At 64.6% G+C, this 21778-nt stretch carries 26 protein-coding genes, 1 tRNA gene and 2 pseudogenes; 21 read left to right on the top strand and 8 right to left on the bottom strand.

Annotation, left to right across the window (positions count from 1 at the left end; translation table 11 throughout):
• Positions 1-108 precede the first annotated feature (108 nt).
• From ACSKB9_RS05390 to ACSKB9_RS05365, 6 genes are all read left to right on the top strand, one after another.
• Positions 109-717, top strand: coding sequence for a riboflavin synthase (locus ACSKB9_RS05390; RefSeq protein WP_438080071.1), 609 nt, complete (start codon positions 109-111; stop codon positions 715-717).
• 234 nt (positions 718-951) lie between these two features.
• Positions 952-1443 carry a 6,7-dimethyl-8-ribityllumazine synthase gene (ribH, locus tag ACSKB9_RS05385; RefSeq protein WP_076834363.1) on the top strand — a complete coding sequence of 164 codons (492 nt, stop codon included), beginning with the start codon at positions 952-954 and terminating at the stop codon, positions 1441-1443.
• 2 nt (positions 1444-1445) lie between these two features.
• Positions 1446-1940, top strand: a complete 495-nt coding sequence (gene nusB, locus ACSKB9_RS05380; RefSeq protein WP_016844994.1) for a transcription antitermination factor NusB — start codon at positions 1446-1448, stop codon at positions 1938-1940.
• 156 nt (positions 1941-2096) lie between these two features.
• Positions 2097-3098, top strand: coding sequence for a thiamine-phosphate kinase (gene thiL / locus ACSKB9_RS05375; RefSeq protein WP_438071918.1), 1002 nt, complete (start codon positions 2097-2099; stop codon positions 3096-3098).
• 285 nt (positions 3099-3383) lie between these two features.
• Positions 3384-5504, top strand: a complete 2121-nt coding sequence (locus ACSKB9_RS05370) for a sodium-translocating pyrophosphatase (protein ID WP_438071917.1) — start codon at positions 3384-3386, stop codon at positions 5502-5504.
• Positions 5505-5592: 88 nt separating this feature from the next.
• Positions 5593-5748: a hypothetical protein gene (locus ACSKB9_RS05365; RefSeq protein ID WP_167350400.1), complete on the top strand. Its 156-nt coding sequence runs from the start codon at positions 5593-5595 to the stop codon at positions 5746-5748.
• 155 nt (positions 5749-5903) lie between these two features.
• Here ACSKB9_RS05365 and ACSKB9_RS05360 read toward each other — a convergent pair whose 3' ends face one another.
• Positions 5904-6911, bottom strand: coding sequence for a Bug family tripartite tricarboxylate transporter substrate binding protein (locus tag ACSKB9_RS05360; protein WP_438071916.1), 1008 nt, complete (start codon positions 6909-6911; stop codon positions 5904-5906).
• Positions 6912-7054: 143 nt separating this feature from the next.
• Positions 7055-7531 (bottom strand): outer membrane protein assembly factor BamE, encoded by a 477-nt coding sequence (locus tag ACSKB9_RS05355; RefSeq protein ID WP_076834359.1) that lies wholly within the window; start codon positions 7529-7531, stop codon positions 7055-7057.
• 137 nt (positions 7532-7668) lie between these two features.
• Between ACSKB9_RS05355 and ACSKB9_RS05350 the strand changes: the two genes are divergently transcribed.
• The 7 genes and pseudogenes from ACSKB9_RS05350 (at position 7669) to ACSKB9_RS05320 (ending at position 12516) form a co-directional block, all read left to right on the top strand.
• Positions 7669-8220 (top strand): ubiquinol-cytochrome C chaperone family protein, encoded by a 552-nt coding sequence (locus tag ACSKB9_RS05350; RefSeq protein ID WP_438071915.1) that lies wholly within the window; start codon positions 7669-7671, stop codon positions 8218-8220.
• Entirely contained in the window at positions 8217-8810 is a 594-nt protein-coding gene (locus ACSKB9_RS05345; protein ID WP_438071914.1) for a YceD family protein, read from the top strand. Before ACSKB9_RS05350 ends, ACSKB9_RS05345 begins: the two co-directional genes overlap by 4 nt.
• 310 nt (positions 8811-9120) lie before the next feature.
• Positions 9121-10177 (top strand): annotated as a pseudogene (gene plsX / locus ACSKB9_RS05340) (phosphate acyltransferase PlsX).
• On the top strand, positions 10174-11151 hold the full coding sequence (locus ACSKB9_RS05335; protein ID WP_438071913.1) for a beta-ketoacyl-ACP synthase III: 978 nt from the start codon (positions 10174-10176) through the stop codon (positions 11149-11151). The pseudogene plsX and the gene ACSKB9_RS05335 overlap by 4 nt, the downstream one beginning before the upstream one ends.
• A gap of 130 nt (positions 11152-11281) precedes the next feature.
• Positions 11282-11617, top strand: coding sequence for an integration host factor subunit alpha (locus ACSKB9_RS05330; protein WP_035631661.1), 336 nt, complete (start codon positions 11282-11284; stop codon positions 11615-11617).
• A gap of 125 nt (positions 11618-11742) precedes the next feature.
• Positions 11743-12340, top strand: a pseudogene (locus ACSKB9_RS05325) (MerR family transcriptional regulator).
• 99 nt (positions 12341-12439) lie between these two features.
• Positions 12440-12516 (top strand) — tRNA-Pro (locus ACSKB9_RS05320).
• Positions 12517-12532: 16 nt separating this feature from the next.
• Here the strand turns inward: ACSKB9_RS05320 and ACSKB9_RS05315 are convergent.
• The 6 genes from ACSKB9_RS05315 to ACSKB9_RS05290 all read right to left on the bottom strand — a co-directional run bounded on the left by ACSKB9_RS05315 (position 12533) and on the right by ACSKB9_RS05290 (position 16636).
• Positions 12533-13819, bottom strand: a complete 1287-nt coding sequence (locus ACSKB9_RS05315) for a tyrosine-type recombinase/integrase (RefSeq protein ID WP_438071912.1) — start codon at positions 13817-13819, stop codon at positions 12533-12535.
• Positions 13820-14058: 239 nt separating this feature from the next.
• Positions 14059-14400: a hypothetical protein gene (locus ACSKB9_RS05310; RefSeq protein WP_438071911.1), complete on the bottom strand. Its 342-nt coding sequence runs from the start codon at positions 14398-14400 to the stop codon at positions 14059-14061.
• Complete coding sequence (locus tag ACSKB9_RS05305) at positions 14397-14783, bottom strand: hypothetical protein (RefSeq protein WP_438071910.1); 387 nt, start codon at positions 14781-14783, stop codon at positions 14397-14399. The genes ACSKB9_RS05310 and ACSKB9_RS05305 overlap by 4 nt, the downstream gene beginning before the upstream one ends.
• A complete protein-coding gene (locus ACSKB9_RS05300; RefSeq protein ID WP_438071909.1) occupies positions 14780-14965 on the bottom strand; it encodes a hypothetical protein in 186 nt (61 codons plus the stop codon). Before ACSKB9_RS05300 ends, ACSKB9_RS05305 begins: the two co-directional genes overlap by 4 nt.
• Positions 14962-15441 (bottom strand): hypothetical protein, encoded by a 480-nt coding sequence (locus ACSKB9_RS05295; protein ID WP_438071908.1) that lies wholly within the window; start codon positions 15439-15441, stop codon positions 14962-14964. The genes ACSKB9_RS05300 and ACSKB9_RS05295 overlap by 4 nt, the downstream gene beginning before the upstream one ends.
• 496 nt (positions 15442-15937) lie before the next feature.
• Positions 15938-16636: a hypothetical protein gene (locus ACSKB9_RS05290; protein ID WP_438071907.1), complete on the bottom strand. Its 699-nt coding sequence runs from the start codon at positions 16634-16636 to the stop codon at positions 15938-15940.
• A gap of 71 nt (positions 16637-16707) precedes the next feature.
• On the opposite strand from ACSKB9_RS05290, the gene ACSKB9_RS05285 reads away from it, so the two are divergent.
• The 8 genes from ACSKB9_RS05285 to ACSKB9_RS05250 all read left to right on the top strand — a co-directional run bounded on the left by ACSKB9_RS05285 (position 16708) and on the right by ACSKB9_RS05250 (position 21766).
• The gene (locus ACSKB9_RS05285) at positions 16708-16950 is read left to right on the top strand and encodes a hypothetical protein (protein ID WP_438071906.1); all 243 of its coding nucleotides are present in this window, start codon (positions 16708-16710) and stop codon (positions 16948-16950) included.
• A gap of 57 nt (positions 16951-17007) precedes the next feature.
• Complete coding sequence (locus ACSKB9_RS05280) at positions 17008-17157, top strand: hypothetical protein (protein ID WP_438071905.1); 150 nt, start codon at positions 17008-17010, stop codon at positions 17155-17157.
• Entirely contained in the window at positions 17154-17810 is a 657-nt protein-coding gene (locus ACSKB9_RS05275) for a DUF2312 domain-containing protein (RefSeq protein ID WP_438071904.1), read from the top strand. Before ACSKB9_RS05280 ends, ACSKB9_RS05275 begins: the two co-directional genes overlap by 4 nt.
• Positions 17810-18295, top strand: a complete 486-nt coding sequence (locus tag ACSKB9_RS05270) for an HNH endonuclease (RefSeq protein ID WP_438071903.1) — start codon at positions 17810-17812, stop codon at positions 18293-18295. Before ACSKB9_RS05275 ends, ACSKB9_RS05270 begins: the two co-directional genes overlap by 1 nt.
• Positions 18292-18723: an ABC transporter permease gene (locus ACSKB9_RS05265; RefSeq protein WP_438071902.1), complete on the top strand. Its 432-nt coding sequence runs from the start codon at positions 18292-18294 to the stop codon at positions 18721-18723. The genes ACSKB9_RS05270 and ACSKB9_RS05265 overlap by 4 nt, the downstream gene beginning before the upstream one ends.
• 91 nt (positions 18724-18814) lie before the next feature.
• A complete protein-coding gene (locus tag ACSKB9_RS05260) occupies positions 18815-20956 on the top strand; it encodes an MT-A70 family methyltransferase (protein WP_438071901.1) in 2142 nt (713 codons plus the stop codon).
• Entirely contained in the window at positions 20953-21378 is a 426-nt protein-coding gene (locus tag ACSKB9_RS05255; RefSeq protein WP_438071900.1) for a hypothetical protein, read from the top strand. The genes ACSKB9_RS05260 and ACSKB9_RS05255 overlap by 4 nt, the downstream gene beginning before the upstream one ends.
• Positions 21362-21766, top strand: coding sequence for a MazG-like family protein (locus tag ACSKB9_RS05250; protein ID WP_438071899.1), 405 nt, complete (start codon positions 21362-21364; stop codon positions 21764-21766). Before ACSKB9_RS05255 ends, ACSKB9_RS05250 begins: the two co-directional genes overlap by 17 nt.
• Positions 21767-21778: the final 12 nt, after the last annotated feature.

Here is a 21778-nt window from a genome sequence, read left to right as displayed (position 1 = left end):
CGTCATGCCCGGGCTTGACCCGGGCATCCACGTCTTGGTCGCCAGCAGTGAAGTAAGTCGTGGATGGCCGGGTCAAGCCCGGCCATGACGAAGAGTAAGAGGTTTGTTGTGTTCACGGGAATTGTCACCGATATCGGTGAGATCACCAGCCTGAAGCAGGTGGCGCAGGGGCAGCTGCACCGGATGCGGATTGCCTGCGACTACGACCAGACCACGATCGCCGACGGCGCCTCGATCGCCTGCAATGGCGTCTGCCTCACCGTCGTCGCCTCCGGCACCGCCGATGGCAAGACCTGGTTCGATGTCGATGCCGCGGCCGAGACGCTCGGCATGACCACCGCCAAGCATTGGGGACAGGGCAGCCGGCTCAATCTCGAGCGCGCGCTCAAGATCGGCGACGAACTCGGCGGTCACATCGTGGCCGGGCATGCCGACGGCATCGCGACCATCGTCAAGCGCGACGATCTGCCCGACATGGCGCGCTTCGAGCTGCGAACCACTCGGGAGCTGGCGCGTTTCATCGCGGCGAAGGGATCGGTCACGCTGGACGGCGTGTCGCTGACCGTGAACACGGTCGACGACGTCAGCTTTTCGGTGCTGATCATCCCGCACACGCTTTCCGTGACGACCCTGAGCGCCTGGAAGGCCGGCAGCGAGGTCAATATCGAGGTCGACCTGATGGCCCGCTACGCGGCGCGGCTGTCGGAGATGAAATGACGGCATAGCCGTCAAGCGGCAGTCATTCCGGGGCGATGCGAAGCATCGAACCCGGAATCTCGAGATTCCCCGGTGCACTATTGTGCACCTGCGGTCTGGTCCTTCGGACCATCCCGGAATGACAGTGCCTGAGGCATTCGTGCTTGGCTTCAGTCGTCGGGGCGACTACAAACTCGCGAAACGTTGACATCCAACGTTATCGGTAAATGTCAACAATATGAAATGGATACGTAGATGGCTGACGCGCGGCGCGCACCCCTGAAGGACCAGACCGACATTACCGGCGCACGCGTGCTGATCGTCGAGGCGCGGTTCTATGACGACATCCAGGACGCGCTGCTGGAAGGCGCGTTGGCCGAGATCAAGGCCGCGGGTGCGACGCACGACGTGATCACGGTGCCGGGCGCGCTGGAGATTCCGGCGGCGATTGCGATCGCGATCGATGCGGCTGAAGCGAACGGCAAGCCGTATGACGCGGCGATCGCGCTCGGCTGCGTGGTGCGCGGCGACACCATCCATTTCGAGATCGTCTCGCAGGAGTCCTCGCGCGGATTGATGGATTTGGCCATCAGCCGGAAATTCCCGCTCGGCAACGGCATCCTCACCGTCAACACCGAGGCGCAGGCCTGGGCGCGGGCGCGCGCCAGCGAACTCAACAAGGGCGGCGACGCGGCGCGTGCGGCGCTGGCGATGCTGCGGATCAAACGCCGCCTGGCAAAGGCCTGACCATGGCAGACAACAAGAAGCCCGCGAAAGCCCCCGACAGAAAAGCCAACCGCCGCGGCGCGGCACGGCTCGCGGCGGTGCAGGCGCTCTATCAGATGGACATTGGCGGCGCCGGCATCAACGACATCTTCGCCGAGTTCGAAAGCCACTGGCTCGGCAACGAGGTCGAGGGCGAGAAATATTTGCCGGCGGAGGCCGCATTCTTCCGCGACGTCGTCTCCGGCGTGGTGCGCGACCAGGCCAGGCTCGATCCTTTGATCGACGAGGCGCTGTCGAAGGGCTGGCCGCTGAAGCGGATCGACGCCATCCTGCGCGCGGTGCTGCGGGCAGGGTCCTATGAGCTCGAGCACCGCAAGGACGTGCCGGGCCGCGTGGTGGTCTCCGAATATGTCGACGTCGCGCACGCCTTCGTCGAGAAGGACGAGACCGGCATGGTCAACGCCGTGCTCGACCAGATCGCGCGCCAGTTCCGCGGCGACGAGTTTGTGCGGAGCTAGGTGCCGCGATGCCGCCCCCCTCCGTAGCCGTCACCCTGAGGTGCCGTAGCGAAGCGGAGGCCTCGAAGGGCGACGGCGTGGCGCTACGGTCGCATCGGGGCCGTGCATCCTTCGAGGCTCGCTCCGCTCGCACCTCAGGATGACGGGGCTGCTATCGTGACGCAGAGCGACAAACCGATATCCGGCGAAGACTCCCTGATCGCGCGTTATTTCAAGCCGCTCGCGACCGAACCGGGGGCGTTCGGGCTCGACGACGACGCCGCCGCGCTGAGGGCAGCCGGCGAGGACATCGTGGTCACCACGGACGCCATCGTCGAGGGCGTGCATTTCCTCCGCGACGATCCGCCCGACACGCTGGCGCGCAAGGCGCTGCGGGTGAACCTCTCCGACATCGCCGCCAAGGGCGCGGTGCCGGCGGGCTTCGTGCTGACGCTGGCGCTGCGCGGCGCCGAGGAGGCCTGGCTGAAGCCGTTTGCCCGGGCGCTCGGCGAGGACGCCGCGCATTTCGGCTGCCCGCTGCTCGGCGGCGACACGGTCTCGACGCCGGGGCCGCTGATGATCTCGATCACTGCGTTCGGTCGGCTGCCGCAGGGCAAGATGGTGCATCGCGCGGGAGCACAGGCGGGCGACCGTGTGTTCGTCACCGGCACGATCGGAGACGCCGCGCTCGGCCTCGATGTGCTCCGGGGTGGCCCGGTCGCCGCGGCTCTGGCGGACGATGTCGTCGGGCGGGATTTTCTTACCGCCCGTTACCGCGTTCCGCAGCCGCGCAACGCGTTGGCCAAGGCCGTCCGCACCCACGCCAGCGCCGCGATGGATGTGTCCGACGGTCTAGCCGGCGATCTGACCAAGCTGTGCGCAGCCAGTGGTGTGGCGGGCGTGATCAACGTGCCGAGTATCCCGTTGTCGGCTGCAGCCGCAGGGCTGCTCGCGCGCAAGGCGATCGATATCGAGACCTTGGTGGCCGGCGGTGATGATTACGAGCTGTTGTGCGCGGTCCCGAGCGATCATGTCGACGCGTTTCTGCGGGACGCACGGCAGGCCAAGGTCGCGGTCACCGCAATCGGCGGCCTGATCGCAGGCTTGTCGCCACCAAGCTTCCTTGACGGGCAGGGGCGGGAACTGAAGTTGAAGCGGCTGTCCTACAGCCATTTCTAGAGCGTTTTCGAGCGAAGTGGGCACCGGTTCGCGTTAAGAAAACGCGTCGGAACGGAAGCGGCTCTGGACTTCCCGCGCCTGATCGCGCCGATTTTCCTTCTAAATAGCTGCCGATATCGGCGTTTTCGGCCACAGGTGGCGTTGCACAGCGGTAACGATTTTGGCAAGGTCGCGCCCGATTTGAGGCAATCCGTTTTTGGGGAGGATTGTCCTCGCAAAATAAGCGCCTGCCGCCCCCTAGCGGCACAAGAAGGCGCGGGGGTTACATCAAGGATCTGAGGCAACATGACAGCTTTATGGTTGATTGTGCTCTGCGGGGCGCTTTCCATCGTCTACGCGATCTGGGCGACGCAGTCGGTCTTGAACGCGGATGCGGGTAATCCGCGCATGCAGGAAATCGCGGCCGCGGTACGCGAGGGCGCACAGGCCTATCTGCGGCGGCAGTACACCACGATCGGCATGGTCGGTATCGTGATCTTCGTGGTGCTGGCCTACTTCCTGGGCCTGCCGGTGGCGATCGGCTTTGCGATCGGCGCCATCCTGTCGGGGGCTGCCGGCTTCATCGGCATGAACGTCTCGGTGCGCGCCAACGTCCGCACCGCTCAGGCGGCAACCACCTCGCTCGCCGGCGGCCTCGAGCTCGCCTTCAAGGCGGGCGCGATCACCGGCATGCTGGTTGCGGGGCTCGCGCTGCTCGGCGTCACCATCTACTTCATGGTGCTGGTCAAGTTCATGGGTCTGGAAGCGGGCAGCCGCACCGTGGTCGACGCCATGGTGGCGCTCGGCTTCGGCGCCTCGCTGATCTCGATCTTCGCCCGTCTCGGCGGCGGCATCTTCACCGAGGGTGCGGACGTCGGCGGCGACCTCGTCGGCAAGGTCGAGGCCGGCATCCCGGAGGACGATCCGCGTAACCCGGCCACTATCGCCGACAACGTCGGCGACAATGTCGGCGACTGCGCCGGAATGGCGGCTGACCTGTTCGAGACCTATGCGGTGACCGCGGTCGCCACCATGGTGCTTGCGGCGATCTTCTTCGCCAAGACGCCGATCCTGGTGAACATGATGACGCTGCCGCTCGCGATCGGCGGCATCTGCATCATCACCTCGATCATCGGCACCTTCTTCGTCAAGCTCGGTGCCAGCCAGTCCATCATGGGCGCCCTCTATAAGGGCCTGATCGCCACCGGCATCCTGTCGCTGGTCGGCGTCGCGCTCGTGATCAATTGGCTGGTCGGCTTCGGCAAGCTCGACGGCGTCGACTATACCGGCATGGCGCTGTTTTGGTGCGGCGTGGTCGGTCTCGTCGTCACCGGCCTGATCATCTGGATCACCGAATACTACACCGGCACCGACTATCGCCCGGTGAAGTCGATCGCCTCGGCCTCGGTCACCGGTCACGGCACCAATGTGATCCAGGGCCTGGCGGTCTCGATGGAAGCGACCGCGCTGCCCGCGATCGTGATCATCGCCGGCATCCTCGTCACCTACAGCCTTGCCGGCCTGTTCGGCATCGCGATCGCGACCGCCACCATGCTGGCGCTGGCCGGCATGATCGTCGCGCTCGACGCCTTCGGCCCGGTTACCGACAACGCCGGCGGCATCGCCGAGATGGCGGGGCTGCCGAAGGAGGTGCGCAAGTCGACCGACGCGCTCGACGCGGTCGGCAACACCACCAAGGCGGTGACCAAAGGCTACGCGATCGGCTCCGCCGGTCTCGGTGCGCTGGTGCTGTTTGCGGCCTATAATCAGGACCTCAAATTCTTCATCAGCGACTCCAATGCCCATGCCTACTTCAAGGGCGTCAACCCGGACTTCTCCCTGAACAATCCTTACGTCGTGGTCGGCCTGCTGTTCGGCGGCCTGCTGCCGTATCTGTTCGGTGCGATGGGTATGACCGCGGTCGGTCGCGCCGCCGGCGCGATCGTCGAGGAAGTGCGCCGTCAGTTCCGCGAGAAGCCCGGCATCATGCAGGGTACCGACAAGCCGGACTACGGCAAGGCGGTCGACCTGCTGACCCGGGCGGCGATCAAGGAGATGATCATCCCGTCGCTGCTGCCGGTTCTGTCGCCGATCGTGGTCTACTTCCTGATCTACGCGATCGCGGGCGGTGGCGCAGCCGGTAAGTCGGCCGCTTTCTCCGCGGTCGGCGCCATGTTGCTCGGCGTCATCGTCACCGGTCTGTTTGTCGCGATCTCGATGACCTCGGGCGGCGGCGCATGGGACAACGCCAAGAAGTACATCGAGGACGGCCACTACGGCGGCAAGGGCTCTGACGCCCACAAGTCCGCAGTGACCGGCGATACCGTCGGCGATCCCTACAAGGACACGGCGGGCCCGGCGGTGAATCCGATGATCAAGATCACCAACATCGTCGCGCTGCTGCTGCTGGCGATCCTGGCGCACTGAGCGGCGGACACGACTGAAACGAAGCCCCGCGGTGAAAGCCGCGGGGTTTTATTTTTGAACCAGACGCGAACAACACGGAGATCAATCGATGTCGCTCTCATCCGCACGGAACTACGCGCTCCGCGCCTCCAAATCGCAGGATCAGAAGGAGGCCATCGAGCTGCTCTCGAAGGCGATCATGGAACTGGCGATGTCGATTGAAGCGACCGACGCCAAGGTCAAGAAGATCAACAAATCTTCGTAGCGTCAGAGCGTCGGGCGGATTAGCGAAGCGTAATCCACCGATAGGTCTAGCCGCATGTTTGCAGCGTCATTCCGGGGCGCCTCGAAGAGGCGAACCCGGAATCTCGAGATTCCGGGTTCGATGCTTCGCATCGCCCCGGAATGACGGCTACGCCGTCACTTGACCTCCATCTGCAAGCCTTCCTTCTCGATGATCGCCGCGAACTTCTTCGTCTCGGCATCGACGAAATCGGAGAATTGCTGGGGCGTGCCGTAGTCGGCGCGCGCGCCCATGCCGGCGATGTTCTTCTTGACGTCGTCGCGCTCCAGCATCGCCTTGACCTGGCGGTTCAACTCGTCGAGCACCGGGGCAGGCGCGGTCTTCGGCAGGAACACGCCGAACCAGGACGAGACGTCGAACTTTGCCAGTTCCGGCGCACCCTCGCGCATCGTCGGCAGGTTCGGTGCGGAATCGCTACGCTCCGGCGTGGTGACACAGAGGCCGTTGAGCTTGCCGTCCTGCACCTGCGGCAGCGACGGATAGAGATTGTCGAACAGGATCTGGATGTCGCCGGCGAGCCCGGCCTGCAATGCGGGACCGGCGCCGCGGAACGGCACGTGCGTCATCTTCAGCCCGGTGAGTTGCAGGAACCAGGCGCCGGTGAGGTGAGGGCTCTGTCCGGTACCGGACGAGCCGTAGGTGAGCTTGTCCGGATTCTTCTTCAGAAAGGCGATCAATTCGGGGATCGACTTGAGGCCGGTCGACGGATGCGCCGACACGATGTTCGGAATCCGGATCATGTTGGAGACCGGCTGCAACTGGTCGGCCTTGTAGGTCAGGTTGCGGAAGATGCTGTAGGCGATCGCGTTGGGGCCGGGATTGCCGATCAGGATGGTGTGGCCGTCGCCCTTGGCGCGCGCGACCTCGGATGTGCCGATGGTGCCGCCGGCACCGGAGCGATTCTCCACCACCACCGACTGGCCCCAGAGCGGCTGCAAATGCGCCGCGAGCAGCCGCCCCATTACGTCGGTCGAGCCGCCGGCCGCCGCCGGCACGATGATGCGGACGGTCTCGGTCGGCCGCCAGTCACCGGCGCCGAGGCTTGCGCGCGGCAGGATCGACGCGGCCGTCATCGCGGCTGTGCCCGACAATACCGTACGACGGGAAAATCTCTTGGCTGTCATGCGTTTACCCCCTGCTCAGGCTCTTGTTTGCGAGCAAACTGGGGACCGCTTGCCCCTCGGGCAAGCGACAACTTGGCGCAGCGGCTCATGCTCTGGACTCCGGTTTGACGCGTTGTCTCACGCGAACCGGAGTCCACCTCGCTCTAGTTGAAGCTCAGCAGCTTGAAGAGCGGTGTCAGGTAGGACATTTCCTGGCCCGACGTCGGCGTGGACCGGCTGACGAAGTCGAAGATCTTGCCGTCCTTCAGGCCGTAATTGGCCAATCGGCGCACCTGCCGGTTCTTGTCGAAATAGACCGCGATCACGCGCTGGTCGATCACCCGCTGATTCATGAAGGCGACCGGGCGGGAGGTTCGTTGCGAGATGTAATAAAACACCTCGCCGTCCAGCGTTGCGACCGTCGAGGGCGTGCCGAGCACGATGAGCACCTGGTCCTGGCTCGCGCCGATCGGGATCTGCTCGAGCGCCCCTTCGGGCAGGATGTAGCCCTTCTGGAATTGTTCGCCGGCGCAGCCGCCGAGTGCGGCGCAGACGAGGCCAATCGCCGCGACGGCGCGGAGACGCGAAAAGAACCCGCGCGCGGAAGCGGCGCGAGACTGTCGTGAAAGAATGTGGTTCATCGGCGGAACTGATCCGTCCCCTTGCATCGGCCGAGGCATTGACGTACCGGGCAGCTCAATGGATTGCAATCATGCCGAGCTCCAATGGGCGACCTCTCAACAGGCGACCCTTTGGGGACCGGCAGCCGGAACCCGTCATGCTTTGGCCGTTCAATCACTTCAGAAGACCCCGGGTGCCCGCGCGCAGCACCATTGAGACCATCTATGGCATGATCGTGACGCAGGCGCGAGAACCGTTGTTTTACCGTGACTTGGGCGTTCCGGACACGGTTAACGGCCGTTTTGACCTGCTTCTCATGCATCTGTGGCTGGTGCTGCGGCGACTGAAATCCGTCGAGGGCGGCGTCGCGCTGTCCCAGGCCCTGTTTGATCATTTCTGCATCGATATGGACGACAATCTGCGCGAAATGGGCGTCGGCGACCTCACGGTGCCGAAGCGCATGCAGGCGTTCGGCGAAGCTTTCTACGGCCGCACCGCGGCCTATGATCTGGCGCTGACCGACAGCGAGGGGGCCTTGGCCGAGTCGTTCTGCAAGAACATCCTCAACGGTCAGAACATCGACAAGGCCCGCGAGCTCGCCGCCTATGCCAGGGAGGCGATCGAAGAGCTGGCGCGCGCCGATCTCGCGGCGTTGGCCAAGGGCGCGTGGCGCTTTCCGGTACCACAGGCTGCGGGGACGGCGGCATGAGCGGCGGCACCACAGGGCAGCCCGATGCACGGCGCGACCGCGACCCCTGGCGGGTTCTCGTCAATGTCGCGCAGATCCCGGAGACCGGCCTGCATCGCGAGATCGCAGCCGACGAGACGGCGCGCAAGGCGATGGCCGAAGTTGCCGAGTTGAGGGAGGTCGTCTCCGCGCGTGCAGAGTTCGACCTGCAGCCCAAACGCGACGGCAGCTACCACGTCACCGGCAGAGTTAAGGCCAGGGTCGGGCAGACCTGCGTGGTGACGCTCGATCCGATCGAGAACGAGATCGATGAGCCGATCGATGTGGTGTTCGCGCCGCCCGAGCAGATCCCGCAAATGGCCGACCTGGTCGACGACGCCGACGACAGCGATGAGGAAACGCCGGACCCGCCGGAGCCGATCGTCGGCGGCTTCATCGACATCGGCCGGCTTGCCACCGATGCGCTGTTTCTCGGCATAGACCCGTATCCGCGCAAGATGGATGCGGTCTTTGAACAGAAGGCTGAAGCCCCTGACCCGGAAAATCATCCTTTCGCGGCGCTGAAGGCGCTGAAGGAAAAGCCGGACGGCAAGAAGCCCAAGGGAAGTTGAGGGCGCTTGGCGCCACATTTGCGGGGATGGCTTGCCTGCAAGCTTGCGCGAGCACTGCTCCTTGTTACTTCAAATACGTGTCACAATACATTGAAATACAATGTATTTCTGGTATGCTCTGATGTGTTGCGTGACGGTTCGGCAGCTGCCTCATTTGCGGTCAAGAGGTTGTGTCGGACCGAGGACACGCTATTGTCGCGGCCCGGCCGGGACGCGAGTTGGTGTTTCGCCGCGCGCCGTTGACGGCGGTGACTTCAAGCTCGCGGTCCTCGTCTGAAGGGCTGCGGGAAAGCAGGCTTCCGGGACGTTCATGCCTCAAAAGGTTCGAATAGCGCTTGACGCCATGGGGGGCGATGTCGGCGCTGCCGTCGTCATTCCCGGCGCTGCGATCTCGCTGAGCCGTCATCCCGACAGCGAATTCCTGTTGATCGGGGACCGGGCCCGGATCGAGCCGGAGCTCGCCAAGCATCCGGCGCTGAAGGCGGTATCGAAAGTGATCCATACCGACGTCGCCGTGAAGAACGATGAGAAGCCGAGCCAGGCGTTGCGGCGGACCCGGCGGGCGTCATCGATGTGGCTCGCGATCGACGCCGTGAAGCATGGCGAGGCCGATGTCGCGGTCTCCGCCGGCAACAGCGGCGCGCTGATGGCGATGGGCAGCATCAATCTGCGGACGCTGCCGGGCGTCGACCGCCCGGCGCTCGCCGGAGTTTGGCCGAACTCTGCGCGGTGACTCCGTGGTGCTCGACCTTGGTGCCACGATCGGCGGCGACGCCCATCATCTCGCGACACTGGCGGTGATGGGGAGCGCGATGGCCAGCGTGCTGTTCAACATCGAACGCCCTACCGTCGGCCTCCTCAACATCGGAGAGGAGGAGGTCAAGGGCCATGAGGAGATCCGCGAGGCCGCCGAAATGCTGCGCGCCCTATCTGACATCAACTATATCGGCTTCGTCGAAGGGGATGGCATCGGCAAGGGGCGTGCCGACGTAATCGTGTCCGAAGGATTTAGCGGCAATATCGCGCTCAAGACCGCCGAAGGCACTGCCCGCCAGATGTTCGACCTGTTGCGCGAGGCGATCGGTTCGAGCTGGATCTCGCGCATCGGCTATCTGCTGGCCCGCGGTGCATTCCGGAAGCTGCGCGACAAGCTCGATCCCAACAAGTCGAATGGCGGCCTGCTGCTCGGCCTGAAGGGCGTGGTGGTCAAGAGCCATGGCGGCGTCAACACGGAAGGCTTTGCTTACGCGGTCGATGTTGGCTATGAGATGGCCCACTACGATCTCCTCACCAAGATCAATCAGATGCTTAATCGCGACGGCAGTGCGCTGGTGCAGGCGCAGACCGCGCAGGAGGCTGTCTCGTGACTGCGATACGTTCGGTAGTGCTCGGCTGCGGCTCTTATTTGCCGGAGCGGGTTTTGACCAATGCCGAACTGGCCAGCCGGATCGACACGTCGGACGAATGGATCGTACAGCGCACCGGCATCAGCGAGCGCCACATCGCGGCCGACGACGAATTCACCTCGCATCTGGCGATCAAGGCGGCGCAGGCCGCGCTCGCCCACGCGCAAGTCGATGCGCAGTCGATCGACCTGATCGTGCTCGCGACCTCGACGCCGGACAACACCTTTCCCGCCACCGCGGTCGCCGTCCAGCACGCGCTCGGCATCAACCATGGCGTCGCCTTCGACCTGCAGGCGGTCTGCTCCGGCTTCGTCTTCGCGCTGGCCACCGCTGATAATTTCCTGCGCGCCGGCACCCACAAGCGGGCGCTGGTGATCGGTGCCGAAACCTTCTCGCGCATCCTTGACTGGAACGACCGCGGCACCTGCGTGCTGTTCGGCGACGGCGCCGGCGCGGTCGTGCTGGAGGCGCAGCAGCATCCCGGCACCACCAGCGACCCCGGCGTGTTGACGACGCATCTGCGCTCCGACGGCCGCCACAAGGCGAAGCTGTTCGTCGATGGCGGGCCCGGTTCGACCAGGACGGTCGGATACCTCCGGATGGAGGGCCGCGAGGTGTTCAAGCACGCCGTCGGCATGATCACCGACGTGATCGTCGACGCCTTCAACGCCACCGGCTTTACCGCCGAGGACATCACCTGGTTCATCCCGCACCAGGCCAACAAGCGAATCATCGATGCGTCGGCGCATAAGCTTCATATTGCGCCGCAGAAAGTGGTCCTGACGGTCGACAAGCACGGCAACACATCGGCGGCCTCGATCCCGCTCGCGCTGTCGGTCGCCGTGAAGGACGGGCGCGTCAAGAAGGGCGATCTGGTGCTGTTCGAGGCAATGGGCGGCGGCTTCACCTGGGGCTCGGCGCTCGTGCGCTGGTAGCGTATCGCCAAACAGTATCGACAGGTTGCCGGTATCTTTCCTGCGCCTGGGTGCTGGTCGCTGTTGACCATTGCGCGCTAAGCTTTTAATTTCAGTCAAGAAATTGTTCGCCGAGAGTGCGGGGCAGGCGATGACCACGGGAACCGGAAAAACAGTTACGCGCGTCGATTTGTGTGAGGCGGTCTACCAAAAGGTGGGTCTGTCGCGCACGGAATCGTCGGCATTTGTCGAGTTGGTGCTGAAGGAGATCACCGATTGCCTGGAAAAGGGCGAGACGGTGAAGCTGTCCTCATTCGGCTCCTTCATGGTGCGCAAGAAGGGCCAGCGTATCGGCCGTAATCCGAAGACCGGCACCGAGGTGCCGATTTCGCCGCGGCGGGTGATGGTGTTCAAGCCGTCGGCGATCCTGAAGCAGCGGATCAATGGCCACGTCGTCACCAATGGCGACGGCAGCAAGGCCGACTAGAGCGTTTTCAAGCGAAGTGGATACCCGGTTCGCGTGAAGAAAGCGCGGCAAACCTGAGAATCCGGAGCCCCGTTCCGATTCAATCGGAACGGAAAGGCTCCAGGCATTGAGCTCAAAGGAGCGGCATTTCGGACAAGGCGCCGGATGCGTTCCGTACCATCAGCGAGGTCGCTGATGAACTCGATATTCCCCAGCATGTGCTGAGATTTTGGGAAACGCGCTTCGCGCAGATCAAGCCGATGAAGCGCAGCGGCGGACGCCGCTATTATCGCCCCGACGACGTCGACCTGCTCAAGGGCATCCGCCGGCTGCTGTACGGCGAGGGCTACACGATCCGCGGTGTGCAGCGGATCCTGAAGGAGCACGGCATCAAATCGGTGCAGGGCATCGCCGACCAGACCGCGGCGGTCTCGTTCGGCGCGGTCGAGGAAGCCGTCGGCAACAGCATGGCCGAGCCCGACGACCTCGAGAGCAGCGACGGCCTCGATTTCGACGGCGAGGAGGGCGACGGCGACGAGAAGGGGATCGACTACCGATTCGCTCGATCCCGACGAGGATCCGATCCTGTCGACCTATAAGGCGCACGCCCAGCCGGGCAAGGCGCCCGCCGCGCCGCCGGTTCTGTCCTCCGTTTCGTCAGTCGATCGGGAGCGGCTCGAACGCGTGCTGCAGGAGCTGGTCGCCTGCCGGCAGATGATCGACGCAGCGATGAAGGACGGCTGAGGCAAGGAAGCCCGCCAAGGGAACCGGTGCCCGGATTGCAGTCGTCAGGAGCCTGCTTCGCCTTGCGCGAACGCTGGATCGCAGCTAATGGAACGGCATCGGAGCGTGGCGCAGCCCGGTTAGCGCACTAGTCTGGGAGACTGAGGGTCGGAGGTTCAGATCCTCTCGCTCGACCATCTTTCCTCAGCGATATCAATCGCCTGATGTTTCGAACCGGCGCCGCCCGGTTTGCAGTTTACACTTCAGTTTACACTTTTGTGCGCGATGCGTTCTTTCGAGCGGTCGCGAATCTCGCCCGTGGCATACCATCAACTTGCTGAAAACGGCCTTTGCCGGCGCCGGCGGCCCGCCTGGCTCGTTGGAATTTGCCGCCAGTGTCTTGACCGCCTCGTTGGTCCGCAGCGCTGCCAGCCGCGCGCGCTCGACCTTGTGGGCCTCGAGCTTGGCGAACGCCGCATCCGCCATCTCGCCGGACATCGCGATATAGGCGTCGATGATCTTCTGGCACTTGTCGAGCGACCAGCCGATGACGGACGCGATCTGGAAGGCGGTGCAGCCGGCGGCGGCGAGATTGGTCGCGACCGTTCCGCGCATGTCGTGGAAATTCAGCTTGCGGCCGTCGATCTCGGCCTCGACGGCGTCGGCGTCCTCGCGGAAGCATTCGTTGAACCAGCGCTTGGAGAACATCTTGCCGCCCGCAGTGCACAGCACGGTGTCGCCGCGGCGATCGAGCGCGTCGAGATGCGCGCGCAGCTCCGCCGTGGCGGGGATCGTGATCCACTTCTTTCCCTTGCTCTGGCGCACCGTGACGCGTTCGCCGTCATACTTCGTCCAGGGGTACTCGCGGATGTCCTTGGCGCGCTGGCCGGTGTTGCGGGCGATGATCATGGCGGTCACCATCGTCGCGCGCGCCTTCTGCAGGAAATCGTCCTGCAGCTCGTCCGACCAGGTCAGCTCCTCGCGCTGGCCGCCCTTGTAGAGCCGGGTGAAGGTCGGCAGCGGGTGATGCTTGATCTTCTTCTTCTCCTTGTTCCAGGAGAGCACGCGGCACAGCGCCGACATCAGGTTGTCGGCGGACCTGCGCGATTTCTTGCCGAGCTGCTGATGCCAGGCGAGCGCGTCGGCCGCGAAGCGTTCGGCGTCGTCGTGATCGTTGAACACCTCGATCGGCAGCGTGCCGTATTTCTTCTCGAGCGCCTTGAACTTCCAGCCGGTATAGGCGTCCCGGGTGTCCTGGCTGAGGCCGTCGAAGTCGGCCGAGGTCTCGAAATTGCGGATCAGCTGGTTGAAGGTGTCGCCACTCTTCGGCGCGCGCATCTTGCGCTCTGCGGCGGCGTAGCTCTCGACGAGGTTGTCGGGGTCGAGCATGACCCCGGCCTTGCGGTGCCGGTAGTAGTATTTCAGCGTGCCGTCGGCGAGCGTCTTGGGGATGCGCTGGAGGTGCTTCAGTTCTTTAAACGGCCTGCTCGCTTTGCGCATTTTCCGCTTTCCAGCGTTCGAACGGTGACAACTCCCTTTCCGCCGAGACTGTCACAATCCCGCTGGCGCGGTCTAGGGCGGCGTCCAGGGCCTTCCGGTCCCATCTTGTGGTCCCCGGGATGGGCCCGGCACAATCCCCTTGGCGCGCCACTGGTCGAAGGCTGCGAGGGTCTCGCAACCGCAGTAATCGGCCGCCTCGCGCTTGGAGAGGCAGCGCTTGGAGAGGGCCGACGGCGCTGTCATGCGGCCCTCATGGGCTGCTCGATGCCTTCCGGCGTCGGCCAGCGCTGCTGGAAGCGCTGCAGGGTGGCCTCGTCGGCGAAGCCGAACCAGGTCCAGCCGGCGATCGTCGCGCTGCCGCGATGCCAGCTGCCGGCGAGGCCGTGGATCGGCGACGACATCTGGCCGAACTGCTGATAGCACCAGCGCAGGATCTCGTCCTCGCGGCCCTCGCGGTAATGGCCGACCCAGACATCGATCATCCACGGCGTCGGCGTCCAGACCTCGCGCATGATCTCGCCGCGATCGGCGGTGCCGTAGTCGAAGGCGATGGTTCGCTGAAAGAGCGGGGTCCCGGTCATGTGCGGAGGTCCTCCGCACCGTCGACGGGCGCATCATCACCGGCGAGCGCGGCTGTGACGGTATCCTCAATCACTGCCATGGCTGGCGCCTCGGCTGCCGGCGTGCGGTCTCCGGCTTTCCAGGGTGTGATCGATGGCCAGAAAATCTGCGCGGGATATGCGTCCCAGTCGATCGGTGGGTGTGGGGCCCCGATCTGCTTCGCTGCGTCGGCGCAGTCGTAGATCACGCGCTGCAGATCGGCGGACGGGATGATGAAATCGTACTCCTCGCCAGTTTTCGGATCGACCAGCACCATGCGCAGATCGCGGTAGCCAGGCGCGTGCCAGCAATTCTTGTATTTCAGCTCGATCGAGGGGCGCGTTCTTCTGGTGCGTTTCGTCACTTCGCGCTCCTCAGTTGCAGCTTCTCTCCGACTATTTCCGCGCGGCCGCTGGCGATCAGGCGGTCGACGATGGCGGTGCTGATCGTCTTGGTGCCGAACCGCCAGCCGCCGCGCGGGCGCCGCTCGAAGGGGCTGAATTCGAGCAGCTTGAGACGGGTTCTGTCGTATGGTCTGAGTGTCATTTCGCGCCGCCTCCGGCAGCGAGGCGCGCCCGGATTGCCGGGAGCGCGGCGTTCACCGCGACGCGGTCGCCAGTGCAGTTCGCGTACTCGGAGACGACCCAGCCATCGCGCGAGTGGCTGAGCACGGCGAACGCGGCGCGGCCTCTGACCGCTGCTTCGCGCAGAATGCCGACCACGCAAGCGTATTCCTCAATCCGAGAGGAGATGCGGCTGCTGCCCTCATAAAGCTGCGATACGACGATGTAGCGATGGGCGAGGCGATCGGCCTCGGCGTGTCGATCGAGTCCGAAGGTCACGAGCTCGACGAGCGACCAGCTCGTCTTGTCTGGTCGGGTCTCATGGCGGTTCGCCTCGGCGAGCGCGCCGTCGACCATGATCGAGATCTGGAAGGGAGTGAAGGTCGAGCCGTTGAGAAGCGCGACGATCGCGAGCGCCTTGCTGTCTGTCGCCTCGAGGCGGATCAGTTCGGCAGCCATCTGCGAGATGCGCGCCGGATCCTGTCCGTGATAGTCTCTCGCGCAAGGGGGCAAGGCATGCACCGTAGTCATTCCAATCGCTGTGCTGTTCGGCTTGGTGCCGGTCGCGATCGCGCTTACTGGCGCCGGTCTGTTGCGTTGGCTCAGTCTTGGCTGCGCCTGCCTGATGCTGTTCGGCCTGGTGGCGCCCCCGGTTGCGGCCGCGGCCTGGCTCGTGGCCATGATCTTCGCGGTCGGTGCTCGGCGTGCTCGACGCGATCGTCGGCTTCTGAGGAGGGGCGCGCAGCAGCGGGCCGTCGATCAAAGGAAATGAGGAAATGTGTGCCATGACGAAGCCGAGCGATTGATGCCGGACAACACTCAATCACAGATTCAGAGGTCAATCTACAAAAAATTAGAAAATGATCTAATGTAAATATTGAATGCGCGGGCGCGCGTCGGTGCGGTTGCCGAAGCGGCGGCCGTCTAAGTGCGGAAATGGGGGCTATCGCCGCCGTCAGCGCTGGCGGGCGCGGAGGCTCTCGGTGACGACGCCGACAACGATCACGCTGCTATTGTCGATCAGCAGCGGCTTGCGCGTTACCGGATCGTTGCCGACGCCGATCAGATAGGGCGGCTCAAGAATGCGGAAGATCGACTCGACATCGCCGGTGCGCGGGTTGATCGACTGGGCCACGACGAGATCGCCGGCCACCGCGTGCGCCGAGGCGTCAGTGATCAGGACGTCGCCGCGCAGGAAGTGAAGGGATTCGAGCGCGTCCGTCTCGAGCAGCCAGGGTGTCGCGTTGGGGCGCCCTGCAACGGCAGCGGCGACCATCGCTGAAAATGCCGTGGATGGGGTCGGATTGAAGCTGCTTGCCTCGGCGAAGCCGCCCTTCTTCTCTTCCGGCCATTCGTCGTTCGGGCCGGGGCATTGGCTGTACCGCTTGATCTTCTCGATATTGAGGGCCGAGAGGGTGCCTTCATAGTCCTCGCGATTGAGGAAGCGTGTCAGTGTGACGTCGGCCATGCCAGAATTGACGGCGAGCTCGCTCGCGCTCTTGCCGGTCTTTTCGAGGACGCGTCGCAGCCATGCACGCTGGGTGCTGCGGATCTCCGCCTTAACGTCACTATTGGCAACCACGCGCAAACGCCGCCCACGATCTAAACTATGTGTGGCTACGCTATAGCTTTCGTTGATCGCCGCGGCTGGCAACAGGTTTTGCCTTTACAACACGCGCATTGTTAGATCTAAATCTACAATAATTCAGATTGATTCGGTCTGCAATGCTGACGATGGAACAAATCGAGGCGCGCCGTCGGCGAATTGGCCTCAATGTCGAGGATCTTGCCGCCGCCGCGGGCTGTAATCCGAATACAGCCGGGCCGGCGTTGGCAGGCAAGCGTCTCCCCCGGTACGGCACGGCGATCCGGCTCTCCGCGGCGCTGGTCGAAACCGAGATTGGCCTCCGGGACTACCTCCTCGCGCTGCATCCGCTCGCGCCCTCCGGCGCCGACCATCGATCTTGAAATCTGTGTGACGGGGCGTAGCGGGCCGGGGCTGTTCCGGCAGGTGAGGGGGATTCCATGATCACTGAGCGTCTGTCTGATCCGCAGTTCTACGGAATGATGGCGAGCTTTCTCGGCCTCGCCATCTGCGTGGTGGTGCTGGTGGTTGCCTGGCCGCTCGACGAGCGCGAGCAGGACGCCGGCCTCGATAGCTGGGTGAAGCGATGAGCGTCTGGTCGCCCTGGCACCCGAAGCACGGATTCGAGATCCCGCATTTTTTCGAGGGGCCGATCGCCTTCGCCAGCCTCGACCCGCAGCTCGCACGCATCATCCGTGAGCTGAACAGGCCGGACGGCACCAACAACCGCAACGGCTGGCGTGCGGTCAAGGTGCAGCTCGTCAAAGGTGCCGGCATGAGCGCTACTAAGGCCGCCCGCGAGGCGCTGAAATCCTACATCGAGCGGATAGAGAACCTCGTCGAGCAGATCGTTGCGCTGAAGGATGATCAGAAGGCTGTTTTCGCCGAGGCCAAGGCGGACGGCTTCGACCCGAAATCGATGCGCCGCATCATCAAGCGCCGGCAGAAAGACCCTGGCGAGCTCGCCGAGAACGAGGCCATCGACGACACCTATATGCACGCGCTCGGCATGGCCTCCGAGAGCGCGCTGCACGTCCAGGTCTCGCGCCTGGTGCGCGACGGCATGTCGCGCGACCAGGTGATCGAGGCGTTCCAGATGCTCGTCCCGGTCAATGGCGAGGTGATCGCCAGCGTCGGTGGCGCGCCGATGCGGATCTGGCGGACCGAGGACGGCAAGGCATTCGCCGAGGACTACGTGCCGCCGCTGTTCGAAAACTTCATGAAGAAGCGGGGCGCGGCCTGATGCACGGCTCGTTCGCTATCGGCCGCAAGCGCCTCGAGACGGTCTCGTCGGAGCTGATCGACCTGACCGGCACGCAATGGCGCCGGATCATGCTGTCGGCGCGCGAGCCTATCTATGCACTGGTCGACGCCGAGGATTACGGCTGGCTTTCCGAAAACGTCTGGAACGAGTGGCATGCGGGCAGCGGCGACTGGATGCGCTACGCCAAGCGCAACGCCGGGCCGGAGCGTGCAACCATCCGCATGCATCGCGAGATCCAGATCAAGGCTGATCCGCGCAGCCTGCGTTACATGGCCTCGCATTCCGTCGACCACATCAACGGTCAGACCCTCGATAACCGCCGCGCAAATTTGCGCTGGTCGACCAAGCTGCAGAACGCGCGCAACCGCCGTCCGCGCGGCACGGCGCCCGCGCTCGAGGACATCATTCGCGATCTTGTCGCAGGCCTCGGCCCGCGGCCGCAGCTGGAGGAGATCCCGTTTTGACCGACGTTCCTGCCAACGGCATGGGGCTGACCGCCCGCATGGTCGACGCGCTCCGGGCAATCACCGAATTCGTCGGGCGCCACGGCGTGATGCCGTCGCGCCGCGCGCTGGCTGAGGCGATGGGCTGCTCGCCGAACAACGCTGTTCGCCTGATGCATGGCCTCGTCGAGCGCGGCGAGCTGTCGACCGTAACGCAGGGCGGCATGCTCGCCGGCTTCGGCCGTGAGGGCGTGCTGATCTCGGTCCGGCCGCATACGGCGGCGCGGTTAGCTGCCTTCGCCGCCGCGGCGGGCGAAAAGGTTACGGCCGTCGCCGACGACGCGATCAGCCTGCACCTCGACCAGGTCGAGGGCGATGTCGCGGCCATTGCGCAATGCGGCGACGGCGTCGCGATCGTTCTGGTCGACGGCGAGGGCACCTCGTCATGACGCAGCTCGCGATCCATCCCTATGCCAACCTGTTCCCGCTGATCGAGGGCAGGAATTCTTCGATCTCGCGGAGGACATCCGCGTCAATGGCTTGCGTGAACAGATCGACCTGGTCGAGGTCGACGGCGCCATGCAGATCCTTGATGGCCGCAATCGCTATCGCGCCTTGGTCTGGATCGCGACCAAGGGCGATCCGCTCGGCGAGGGATGGCAAGAGCATTTTGCGGGGGGCGTGCTCACGCCGGCCGATCTCGCCAATCTTGACGATATCTGGCTCTACCAGGAGGTCGTGCCGGACTACTACGACGGTGATCTGCTCGGCTACGTGCTGTCGAAAAACCTCAATCGACGGCATCTGACCGACGACCAGCGCCGCGTCGTCGCGGCCAAGCTGGTGAACCTGCGGCAGGGGCGCCCGGCCGAGGACAAAACTTCGCAAATTGCGAACATTAGCCGTGACCAGGCGGCCGAGATCATGTCGACCGACGTCGCCGGTATCGACCGCGCTCGGTCTGTCCTGTCGCGTGCCGCGCCTGAGATCGTCGAGGCGGTCGAGCAGGGCGCCGTCTCGGTCGCTGCGGCGGCCGAGATCGCCGCGCAGCCTGCCGAGCGGCAGGCCGCGATCGTGGCGCAGCTGCCGCGCGATGCTGAGGGCAAGCTGACGCCGGAGGTCAAGAAAGCACTGGCGCCGATCGTCAAGGAAATGCGCGCCGAGAAGGTCGCCGCGAAGAAAGAGCGTCGGGCCGAGCGCGAGCAGGATCTCGGTCGTAAGCTGCAGGCGCTTCCGGACAAGATGTTCGGTGTCGCGATCGAGGATTTCGAGTGGCATCATGAGGTGTGGTCGCCTGAAACCGGGATGAACAAGCACCCGGCGAACTATTACGAGACCGCGGCCGATGCGACGACGCCGGAGCAGATCGTCGATCGTTGCGCCGAGAGATTCGCCTGCCTCGCCGACGATTGCATCCTGTTCAAGTGGACGACGCAGCCGCATTTGGCTGTGGCGCTGCGCGCGCTGGAGCTGCAGGGCTTCCGCTACGTTACCAACCTTGTTTGGAATAAAGAGCGGCCCGGCGAAGCGCGCGGGCATGGCTACTGGTTCACGGGCGAGCATGAGATCTGCCTCGTCGGCGTTCGCGGAAAGGTCGTGCCACCCGCCACGGCGCATTTCCGCAGCAACTTCTCGGCGCCGGTCGGTGATCACTCCGAAAAGCCGCTCAACATCCATGAGATCATCGAATTCCACTGGCCGAATACACCCAAGGTGGAATTCAATGCGCGGCGTGCGCGTCCTGGCTGGACATGCTGGGGCTTTGATGCGCCAGCTAGCTCGTCATCAACCCGTGTTGGGCTGGCGTCGCTGATTGCGGCGGGCGAGGCGGCTGAGCGAGGGGATGCGGTCGACGGTTCGGATCAGGGGAGCCCGGAGGGCTATGATCCGGCGGGTGTAGAAGCGACCGCCGAGGCCGCGCCGAGTCATGGCGGTGCGGCCTCAACAATCTCTAACGATATCCGGCAGCGCGACTGGGAAGGTCTTTGGGCCGTCGCCTGGCTGAAGCCCATAGATCAGGCGGTCGCGGCCGACATGATCGCCCGCGGTCTGATCTTCCAAACGAGGCCGGGCGATATGTCGGCCGGTTATACCCCGACGAAAGCCGGTCGGGAGCGCGTCGAGCAGCTGCAAGGGTTGTTCGATCTCGAGGAGACGCGGCGAAAGCTTCTCGGCCTCGCGTCTCAGACAAAGATTGCGAACGGCGGCGGTGCGACTCCCGCTGCCGAACCTCCAGCCCCGTCCGCCGATGTTGCCCCGGCCGAGCGTGGGAAAGTCGTGTCGGATGCCGCCGCGCCCGCGGCCTGCGCCGACACAGCCGTGTCGCCGGTGAACCGACCTGGAGCGAATTCGGACGACGGGCTCGATATCCCGGCATTCCTGCGCCGGGCGCCTGTTGCGCAGACCGAGATGGACCTCGCGCGCATCGACCGGGCGCCGGCCGAGGTGGTCGACGATCGCCTGCAGACGCGCATGCCGCTGACCGATGACGAGGTCGAGCTGCGCTCAGCGCTGCTCGCGATCGACGCCGGAACCGAATGCCCGTGGTCAATCATGCGCCAGGCGATCGGCGCCGGCTACGCGCACGCCACGACGACCAAGATCATGGTGACTGACGAGGGCCGCGCCTTCCTGGCGCAGCTCGCCGGGCCGGCGCCTGCAGAGATCGAGGCGCGGGCATGACCGACAAAATCTCCCTGACCCGGCAGATCTCGGCAGTCGAGGCCGAGCTGCGGGACGTGCGCAGCGGCGCCCGCTCCAAGGGAGCGATACGGCGCGAGGGCATTGAGGCCGCGGTCAAGACGCTGCGCTGGCTCGACCAGAACGCGGCGCGCATCGGGGCGATGCCGCAGACGAGTGTCGGCGGCGCCGGCATCTCGCTGACCCGGCAGATCGGCGCGGTCGGCGCCGAGATCAATGTCAAGAGCAGCAGCCCGCGGCGCAAGCTGACCGCGTCACAGGCGCAATTCCAGTGCGATGGCCTCGAGGCCGCCGCGAACACGCTGCGTTGGCTGCAGCAGAACGAGGCGCGCATCAGGGGGCGCTCGGACAATGACCGTCGATCTTTTCAGCAGAGGAGACTGTTCAATGAGCCTGACGTTTGACGCGCTGAGGGGAGCCAACGTGGCACGCCTTCCTCAGTTCAAGAACAGCCGCGGCGGCCCTGCACATTCGGAGGCTGACGGTTCCGATTGGTGTCTCGCGCAGTGGTGTAATGCCGTCCTCGGCGAGCTGGGCGAGGCGGCTAGTATCATCAAGAAAATTGAGCGCGGTGACATGACGCTCGACGAAGCGCGGCCCGCTTTGTCGCGCGAATTCGCCGATGTGCAGATCTATCTCGATATCCTCGCATTTCGTGCCGGCGTCGACCTCGGCAATGCAACGCTCCAGAAATGGAACGAGGTGTCGGAGCGTGTTGGCGCTACAGTCCGGCTTTATCCATCAGTCTACACCGTTGATGGCTGGGTTCGCGTGCCGGAGCTGCAGCCGTGAAGCAATCCCGCT

The sequence above is a fragment of the Bradyrhizobium sp. BR 1433 genome (genome assembly GCF_051547665.1).
GTDB lineage: Bacteria > Pseudomonadota > Alphaproteobacteria > Rhizobiales > Xanthobacteraceae > Bradyrhizobium > Bradyrhizobium australafricanum.
This window is presented reverse-complemented; position numbering and strand designations above follow the sequence as displayed.

Bases quoted from the DNA above. Each gene is read 5' to 3' on its own strand.
- ribH (WP_076834363.1), top strand. From the start codon at position 952: ATGGCTGACGCGCGGCGCGCACCCCTGAAGGACCAGACCGACATTACC.
- nusB (WP_016844994.1), top strand. From the start codon at position 1,446: ATGGCAGACAACAAGAAGCCCGCGAAAGCCCCCGACAGAAAAGCCAAC.
- ACSKB9_RS05370 (WP_438071917.1), top strand. From the start codon at position 3,384: ATGACAGCTTTATGGTTGATTGTGCTCTGCGGGGCGCTTTCCATCGTC.
- ACSKB9_RS05365 (WP_167350400.1), top strand. From the start codon at position 5,593: ATGTCGCTCTCATCCGCACGGAACTACGCGCTCCGCGCCTCCAAATCG.
- ACSKB9_RS05360 (WP_438071916.1), bottom strand. From the start codon at position 6,911: ATGACAGCCAAGAGATTTTCCCGTCGTACGGTATTGTCGGGCACAGCC.
- ACSKB9_RS05355 (WP_076834359.1), bottom strand. From the start codon at position 7,531: ATGAACCACATTCTTTCACGACAGTCTCGCGCCGCTTCCGCGCGCGGG.
- ACSKB9_RS05350 (WP_438071915.1), top strand. From the start codon at position 7,669: ATGCTTTGGCCGTTCAATCACTTCAGAAGACCCCGGGTGCCCGCGCGC.
- ACSKB9_RS05345 (WP_438071914.1), top strand. From the start codon at position 8,217: ATGAGCGGCGGCACCACAGGGCAGCCCGATGCACGGCGCGACCGCGAC.
- ACSKB9_RS05330 (WP_035631661.1), top strand. From the start codon at position 11,282: ATGACCACGGGAACCGGAAAAACAGTTACGCGCGTCGATTTGTGTGAG.
- ACSKB9_RS05315 (WP_438071912.1), bottom strand. From the start codon at position 13,819: ATGCGCAAAGCGAGCAGGCCGTTTAAAGAACTGAAGCACCTCCAGCGC.
- ACSKB9_RS05310 (WP_438071911.1), bottom strand. From the start codon at position 14,400: ATGACCGGGACCCCGCTCTTTCAGCGAACCATCGCCTTCGACTACGGC.
- ACSKB9_RS05300 (WP_438071909.1), bottom strand. From the start codon at position 14,965: ATGACACTCAGACCATACGACAGAACCCGTCTCAAGCTGCTCGAATTC.
- ACSKB9_RS05295 (WP_438071908.1), bottom strand. From the start codon at position 15,441: ATGGCTGCCGAACTGATCCGCCTCGAGGCGACAGACAGCAAGGCGCTC.
- ACSKB9_RS05285 (WP_438071906.1), top strand. From the start codon at position 16,708: ATGCTGACGATGGAACAAATCGAGGCGCGCCGTCGGCGAATTGGCCTC.
- ACSKB9_RS05280 (WP_438071905.1), top strand. From the start codon at position 17,008: ATGATCACTGAGCGTCTGTCTGATCCGCAGTTCTACGGAATGATGGCG.
- ACSKB9_RS05275 (WP_438071904.1), top strand. From the start codon at position 17,154: ATGAGCGTCTGGTCGCCCTGGCACCCGAAGCACGGATTCGAGATCCCG.
- ACSKB9_RS05270 (WP_438071903.1), top strand. From the start codon at position 17,810: ATGCACGGCTCGTTCGCTATCGGCCGCAAGCGCCTCGAGACGGTCTCG.
- ACSKB9_RS05255 (WP_438071900.1), top strand. From the start codon at position 20,953: ATGACCGACAAAATCTCCCTGACCCGGCAGATCTCGGCAGTCGAGGCC.
- ACSKB9_RS05250 (WP_438071899.1), top strand. From the start codon at position 21,362: ATGAGCCTGACGTTTGACGCGCTGAGGGGAGCCAACGTGGCACGCCTT.